Source organism: Mixta tenebrionis (assembly GCF_006517625.1).
Classification (GTDB): domain Bacteria; phylum Pseudomonadota; class Gammaproteobacteria; order Enterobacterales; family Enterobacteriaceae; genus Mixta; species Mixta tenebrionis.
In genome coordinates this window covers 1-6,652 of sequence record NZ_VHQI01000025.1, presented here as the reverse complement: position 1 = coordinate 6,652, position 6,652 = coordinate 1, and the positions used below count along the sequence as shown (strand labels likewise).

The 6,652-nt window shown below is 50.8% G+C and carries 6 protein-coding genes and 1 pseudogene; 6 read left to right on the top strand and 1 reads right to left on the bottom strand.

What is annotated here, in order from left to right:
• The first annotated feature begins 349 nt into the window (after window positions 1-349).
• Window positions 350-1,807, top strand: a complete 1,458-nt coding sequence (locus tag FKM52_RS21135; protein WP_141178076.1) for an EmmdR/YeeO family multidrug/toxin efflux MATE transporter — start codon at window positions 350-352, stop codon at window positions 1,805-1,807.
• Window positions 1,808-1,868: 61 nt separating this feature from the next.
• Here the strand turns inward: FKM52_RS21135 and FKM52_RS21130 are convergent, their stop codons facing one another.
• Entirely contained in the window at window positions 1,869-2,363 is a 495-nt protein-coding gene (locus FKM52_RS21130) for a pyridoxamine 5'-phosphate oxidase family protein (protein WP_181407964.1), read from the bottom strand.
• A 757-nt stretch (window positions 2,364-3,120) separates the two neighbouring features.
• On the opposite strand from FKM52_RS21130, the gene FKM52_RS21125 reads away from it, so the two are divergent.
• From FKM52_RS21125 to FKM52_RS21105, 5 genes and pseudogenes are all read left to right on the top strand, one after another.
• Entirely contained in the window at window positions 3,121-4,632 is a 1,512-nt protein-coding gene (locus tag FKM52_RS21125; protein WP_141178074.1) for a CoA-acylating methylmalonate-semialdehyde dehydrogenase, read from the top strand.
• 505 nt (window positions 4,633-5,137) lie between these two features.
• Complete coding sequence (locus tag FKM52_RS21120; protein WP_141178073.1) at window positions 5,138-5,530, top strand: type II toxin-antitoxin system RelE/ParE family toxin; 393 nt, start codon at window positions 5,138-5,140, stop codon at window positions 5,528-5,530.
• Complete coding sequence (locus FKM52_RS21115; RefSeq protein WP_141178072.1) at window positions 5,496-5,774, top strand: helix-turn-helix domain-containing protein; 279 nt, start codon at window positions 5,496-5,498, stop codon at window positions 5,772-5,774. Before FKM52_RS21120 ends, FKM52_RS21115 begins: the two co-directional genes overlap by 35 nt.
• A pseudogene (locus tag FKM52_RS21110) lies at window positions 5,756-5,947 on the top strand (colicin E3/pyocin S6 family cytotoxin); the annotation flags it as partial. The gene FKM52_RS21115 and the pseudogene FKM52_RS21110, both read left to right, overlap by 19 nt.
• A gap of 5 nt (window positions 5,948-5,952) precedes the next feature.
• A complete protein-coding gene (locus tag FKM52_RS21105; RefSeq protein ID WP_246085567.1) occupies window positions 5,953-6,141 on the top strand; it encodes a colicin E3-like toxin immunity protein in 189 nt (62 codons plus the stop codon).
• The last annotated feature ends 511 nt before the right edge of the window (window positions 6,142-6,652 follow it).

Sequence of the window (6,652 nt, the reverse complement as noted above, 5' to 3'; positions counted from 1 at the left end):
TACCGACTGAACTACAGAGGAATTGTGTGAACGGGGCGCATATTACGGATTTCTGCGGCCATGTCAAAGCCCTTTTGCCGCCTGCAGGATCGATTGTGGAAAGCGTAATCAGTTTGCCGGATTAATCGGCAGAAGCGGCCTGAAAATGTCGCTTCCTTCGTCTATTGTTGTAATGGCCTGCGGCAATAATTGGCGTATTATATGCTTGCGGCAAGGGCGATCGAGCATGACGACGGTAAAAAAACGAAGTTGTAATAAAGCGTTAAACCGTCCCGGAAAGATTTTGCATAATCGCTAACCATTGCCCATCATCATTATTCTCACCTTTATTATTGTCATCGAGTCGATTTTGCAAACTTTACTCGTCAAACTGCGGCACGCCATTGAAGGCACGGCGTGGTATCCAAAACGGCGTTCTTACCGGGTGCTGTTCTGGCATGAAATCACGCCGCTGGCGATACCGATCTTTATTGAAAACCTCTGCGTGCTGCTGATGGGCGTGCTCAGCACCTTCCTGGTGAGCTGGCTGGGCAAAGAGGCGATGGCGGGCGTCGGGCTGGCCGACAGCTTCAACATGGTGGTGATCTCCTTTTTCGCCGCGGTCGATCTCGGCACCACGGTGGTGGTCGCCTTCAGTCTCGGCAAGCGTGACGGCGAGCGTGCCCGTGCCGCTGCGCGCCAGTCGCTGGGATTAATGACCGTGCTTTCGCTGCTGCTGGTGGGCGTGATTGAGTTCTATGGTCATGTAATCATCGACGTGATTGCCGGCAGCGCCAGCCCCGAAGTGAAAGAGCTGGCGCTCAGCTACCTGCAAACCTCGGCCTGGAGCTATCCGGCGGCGGCGATAGCGCTGATCGGCAGCGGCGCGTTGCGCGGCGCGGGAAATACTAAAATCCCGATGCTGATTAACGGCGGCATGAATATCCTGAATATTATTATCAGCGGCGTGCTGATTTACGGCTGTTTCTCCTGGGAAGGGCTGGGCTTTATCGGCGCCGGGCTGGGGCTGACGATAACGCGTTATATCGGCGCCATCAGCGTGATTATTGTCTTAATGGTAGGCTTTAACCCGGCGCTGCGTATTCCGCTACGCAGCTACTTTAGCCGCTGGAACAGCAAAATCCTGATGGAGGTGCTGGGCATCGGCGTACCGGCCAGCATCGAATCAGTGCTGTTTAACGGCGGTAAACTGCTGACGCAGGTATTCGTCGCCGGGATGGGCACCAGCGAAATCGCTGGCAACTTTATCGCCTTTTCTATCGCCTCGCTGATTAACCTGCCGGGCAACGCCCTGGGCTCCGCTTCAACCATCATCGTCGGCACGCGCCTCGGCAAAAATCAGGTGACGCAGGCAACGCTTCAGCTGAAGCATATTTTCTGGCTGTCCACCTTCGGCCTTTGCATGCTGGCCTTTCTTTCGGTGCCGTTTGCCGGGCTGCTGGCGCGTTTCTATACCCATGAGGCAGACGTTATTGAAGTGGTGAAAAAGCTGGTCTGGCTGAATGCCGCCTGTATGCCGATCTGGGCCGCCTCCTGGGTGCTGCCCGCCGGGCTGAAAGGCGCGCGCGATGCGCGTTATACCATGTACGTTTCGATGCTGAGCATGTGGGGAGCGCGCGTGGTGGCAGGCTACGTATTGGGCATCATGCTGGGAATGGGAGTGGTCGGCGTCTGGCTGGGGATGTTCCTCGACTGGCTGGTGCGCGGCGTCTGCTTCTGGCAACGTCTGGCCAGCGGCAAGTGGCTACAAAAATACCGTGCTTCCGTGGAGAAAAGCGCCGCGGCGGAGCAGGTAAAAACCTCATAGCTGAAACCGGCTGCTCCCTGAATGCCTGCGACAACCTGGCGGGAGCAGCAATTAAAGAAAGTTACAGCGAAGACAGCGCATGACGCTGCGCCTTCCAGCGCGCTGCCACCTTCTCCGGATCGTGCAGTTTAAAGGTTACGCCGGTCGCGACCTCTGCATAGTCGGAGCGGTGCACCATAATATTGCCGATATCGATTTCAAACACCGCCAGCTTCAGATCGGTTTCATTTTCGGCGATCTGAATTGCGCGTCCGCGCATCTCAATAATGCCTTTATCGTAGGCCAGCGCCACGGAGAGGCGGCCATCGCGACGCAAATTTTCGCTGGTATGCGAATCAGGCCACAGCGCCACGCGCAGCGTCTGGCGATCGACAGCAAACACCTCACCCAGGCTAAGCTGGGCGGCATGCGGCCAGCCTTCGGCATCAACGGTAGAGAGACGTACCGCCTCGTTGACCGGCTGTGGCGTAATTTCGCCGCGCAGTCGGTTAAATACCGCTTCCGGCAGCTCCACAATCGGTTCTGGACGGGTGTAAACCTCGCTTTGACTTTCCATGATGCCTCCATAACATTTTTTAAACATAGCGCTGAGTATAGACGCTGATAGCGAGTGGCGTCAGTCAACGGCGTGAGCCGTCGGGGCGACAAAGCGTATTTAGCGACAGAGCCGACGAATCGCCCGCCGACAGCGGCGGAGTGGGATCCTGTCGGGTTTTGCGGCAAAAAGACCGGGAGCGGTAGGCTATAGCCGTCTCTTGCCGCAGCTTGCTGTTGAATTTTTCAACCATTATTGGCCCTTTTTAAACGCTGATTTTCATCTCTCTGCTGCCGGAAAATTTCAGCCACGCGCTGAAGATTTCCTGTTCTGCCTGCCGTTTTTAAGCTTTTCCGCTGGGATCCAGTCTGCGAAACGCACTTAGATTAATATTAATCTTTTGATTTTAAAGTGTTTTTAAGGTCAGGCATTTTTGCGGATAAAAAAAGCGCCGTTCTGGCCCGCAAAACTTAGCGCTGATTTCTTTATATTTGATCTGTCTCGCAAAATGAATTAAATATTTCATTTATTTTATTTATGGAAAATAATTGCCATAACAAGACGTGGCATATCCCCGCCGGCGCGCAGCGCGTCCAGGGCGGATAATTTTTGTCATCGTTCGCTGCCGGGAGAGAAACCAGGCAGTCTTGACGGACGCCGAACCTTCGGCGCAGCGGGCGGCAAAAGAGAACCAATGAAAGTGAAGTAGGGGTTCACCAGTTTTAAACGCTACAGGTCCTTTAAGCCTGTCACTATCAGTAAGATCATGGAGAAAAGTATGGCTGGCATCGAAAAGTTGCAATATTTGGTAGGTGGGCAATGGCGCGATTCTAAAACCGAGCGCTATATGGACGTATACAACCCAGGTACCGGCGAAGTTATGGCAAAAGCGCCGTGCTGCACTGAAAAAGAAGTGCTGGATGCTATCGAAGCCGCTAAAAAAGCCTTTCCGGCCTGGTCAAATACCCCGGCGATTAAACGTGCGCAGATTATGTATCGCGTGCGTGAGCTGCTGATGCAACATGAAGAGCGTCTGACTGAACTGGTAGCGAGAGAAAACGGCAAAGCCTGGGGCGATGCTCATGGCGACGTCCTCAAGGCGAAAGAAGGAACCGAGCTGGCCTGCGCGATCCCAACCTTAATGGCGGGTGAAAATCTGATGGATGCCTCCGTTGGCATTGATACCAATCTTTATCGCGAGCCGATCGGCGTGTTTGCCGGCATCGTGCCGTTTAACTTCCCGGCAATGATCCCGATGGGCTGGATGGCGCCGCTCTGTATCGCGTCAGGCAACACGCTGGTCATTAAAGCCGCCAGTATGACGCCGATGACCTGTATGGAAATTGCCCGGCTTTACCAGGAGGCGGGAGTGCCGGATGGCGTGATCAACATTGTGACCTGCTCACGTAATGAAGCGGATCTGCTGCTGACGCATCCCGATATAAGCGGCGTCTCTTTCGTCGGTTCGACCTCCGTCGGTTTGCATGTTTACTCTAAAGCCGCAGCGCATGGCAAACGCGTACAGGCGCTGTGCGAGGCGAAAAACCATGCGCTGGTGCTGGATGATGCCCCCATTAACCGTACTGCTGCCGGGATCATTAACGCTGCCTTTGGCTGCGCGGGCGAGCGCTGCATGGCGCTGCCGGTGGTGGTGGTACAGGATAATATTGCCGATAAGCTGATTGCCGCCGTGGTGGAAAAAGCTAAGCAGTTGAAAATCGGTCCGGGCTACCTGCGCGATACCGATATGGGGCCGGTGATCTCCAGAGATCACAAACAGTCGGTCATTAATTGGATCAATAAGGGCATCGAAGAAGGGGCTAAAGTGGTGCTTGATGGCCGTAACATCAGCGTGCCGGGCTATGAGCAGGGCTTTTATGTCGGGCCAACTATCCTCGATCACGTCACCGAAGAGATGAGCGTGGGCACCGAAGAAATTTTCGGGCCGGTGCTGTGCTTCAAGCGGGTCGCATCGTTTGAAGAGGGGCTGCGTCTGATGAATGAAAACCCCTTTGCCAACGGTTCGGTTATTTTTACTCAAAGCGGCTACTATGCCCGCGAATTCCAGAAACGTACCCACGGCGGTATGGTTGGCATCAACGTAGGCATCCCGGTTCCGGTTGGCGTATTTCCTTTCTCAGGCCATAAGCAGTCGTTCTTTGGCGATCTGCACTGTCTCGGCAAGGATGGCGTGCGCTTCTACACCGAATCTAAATGCGTAACTTCCCGCTGGTTTGATGAAGAAGAAGCCAAACGTGAAAAAGTCGATTCCTGGGACGGAACGATTTAATTCTCCGCGCTAAATTAACGCTTTCTCCGGATATTGTCGCTGCGGTATCCGGAGTTAACGCCAGCAAATGCTGTTCTGCATAAACTTTCCCGTTTCCATTCAAGCTAAACCGGACAAAGTAAGTCAAATCAGCGATTGATATAAAGCATGATTTTCCATATTTCGGTCAACTTTTGCTAACCTGCTGACCTTCTCCCCGACCATACATCGCCTTCGGGCGGCCCCAATGTTTCATAACCTTAAACGGCCTGATTGCAGGCTGGCCGTCCCGTTATCAACAATACTTTTGAACATATCGGTCTGCGTTGCAGTTAAGGCTACTTCCCACATCACAATAACGCCGGAGCTGATTTTTCGACCCAGGCCGTAACACAGTGAACGCTATACATATTCTTCACTGAAATACCCGAATGCGTCTTCAGTATTGCAGTAACGATGCATAGATCCTTTATTCCATCGCGGCATAATCACCTTTATAGCATTTAACCTGTATTAATGGGTTCCCGTGTGGACAATCAAAACAACAGATACGTTTGATAACTGGTTTACCTTGCTCAATGATATCGATCGGGTCAACGTGCTGGCAGCGCTGTTGGTCCTGCGGGAAAAGGAGCCGGGGTTATCCAGGCGTTATGCTGATACGATCAGTGGTTCCCGCTACAGCAACATGAAAGAGTTGCGTATTAAGAGCCAGGGTGATGCGATACGGGCGTTTTTCGCTTTTGCTCCGGTTGGTACTGACATTATGCTTTGTGCCGAAAATAAGGTTGGCAATGAAAAACGTTTTTACGATGTGATGCTCCCGGTCGCAGACCGGGAATTCACGAACGGGTTGAACACATTAAAAGAAAAGGAGCAATGCGATGGGCAGAACGCTGGAAAAGCTTATTGCGGATGAAAAACCTGAAGTCGTGGTCGAAGCTCAGACGATGGCGGTGGATATCCTGCTCAACATTCACCTTGCTGAACTGCGTGAGAAAGTACAGAAAACACAGGTTGAAATGGCGCAGGCGCTGGGCGTCAGGCAACCTACCGTTGCAGGAATGGAAAAACCTGGGCGCGACCTGAAGCTTTCCACGCTCAAACGCTACGTTGAAGCGACCGGCGGCAAGCTGCGCCTTGACAAGGTGGCGGTGGACTAAGAGAGCGCTGGGTTGATGCTAAAGGTAGGAGGATTTACGAATGGGATTCTCAGCACGGTGAGCTTGAGGAATACAGGGCGAGTGATGGTGAACATTTAGGGTCTGTAGATTATAAAACAGGTGAGCAGTTAAAACCTGCTGTTAAAGGTCGAAATGTTAAAAGATATATTTGAGGTGAATGATGGGACGGAAATTAACATTAGAATGGTTTGATAAAATAGATGAGATTTTGATCGATAAAGAGACTTCTGCAGATTTAGGTCAGGATGGTAGTCTAATCAAAAAATTTAATTTACCATTTGATGGAAGAATATATGACGGTGGATTTGATGTACTAAGTTCGTGGAAGAACGATTTACAACCATGATTTTCACACCACATTGATTTCGATAAATATGACTATCAGCTAGTATTTAAACGAGATTAATAAAAAATATACGTTTTCCATTCTGGCGTTTAGCAATCGGTAGTTGTTTAGTAGCAGCACATTGTTTCTTATGTGCTGCTTCATTCCTTACCTCTTCGAACTACGCTAACTGCGCCGATCTGTCGCTCACCACCACCATCCATTAATTGATATAAAAGATCGATAACTTACAATTAATAGATTTTGACGATTAAATTCGAATTATTGAGCGGTGTTTTAATTGATGTAATCGATAGATATTATTTGTTTTTTATCGACCGATTTAAACGATATGACGAACAACAAAAATAATTCAATTCTATCAATTGGTTAAACAGACTGTTTGTGATCCGCTTCGGAGTAGGATCTCTTTTCCTTTCAATCCTGCCACGAACAGTCAGTTCGTTAACATTGATGGGGTATGAAGATGAAAAAAATCTTAACCAGCATTTTTACCATCAAAAAGATATGG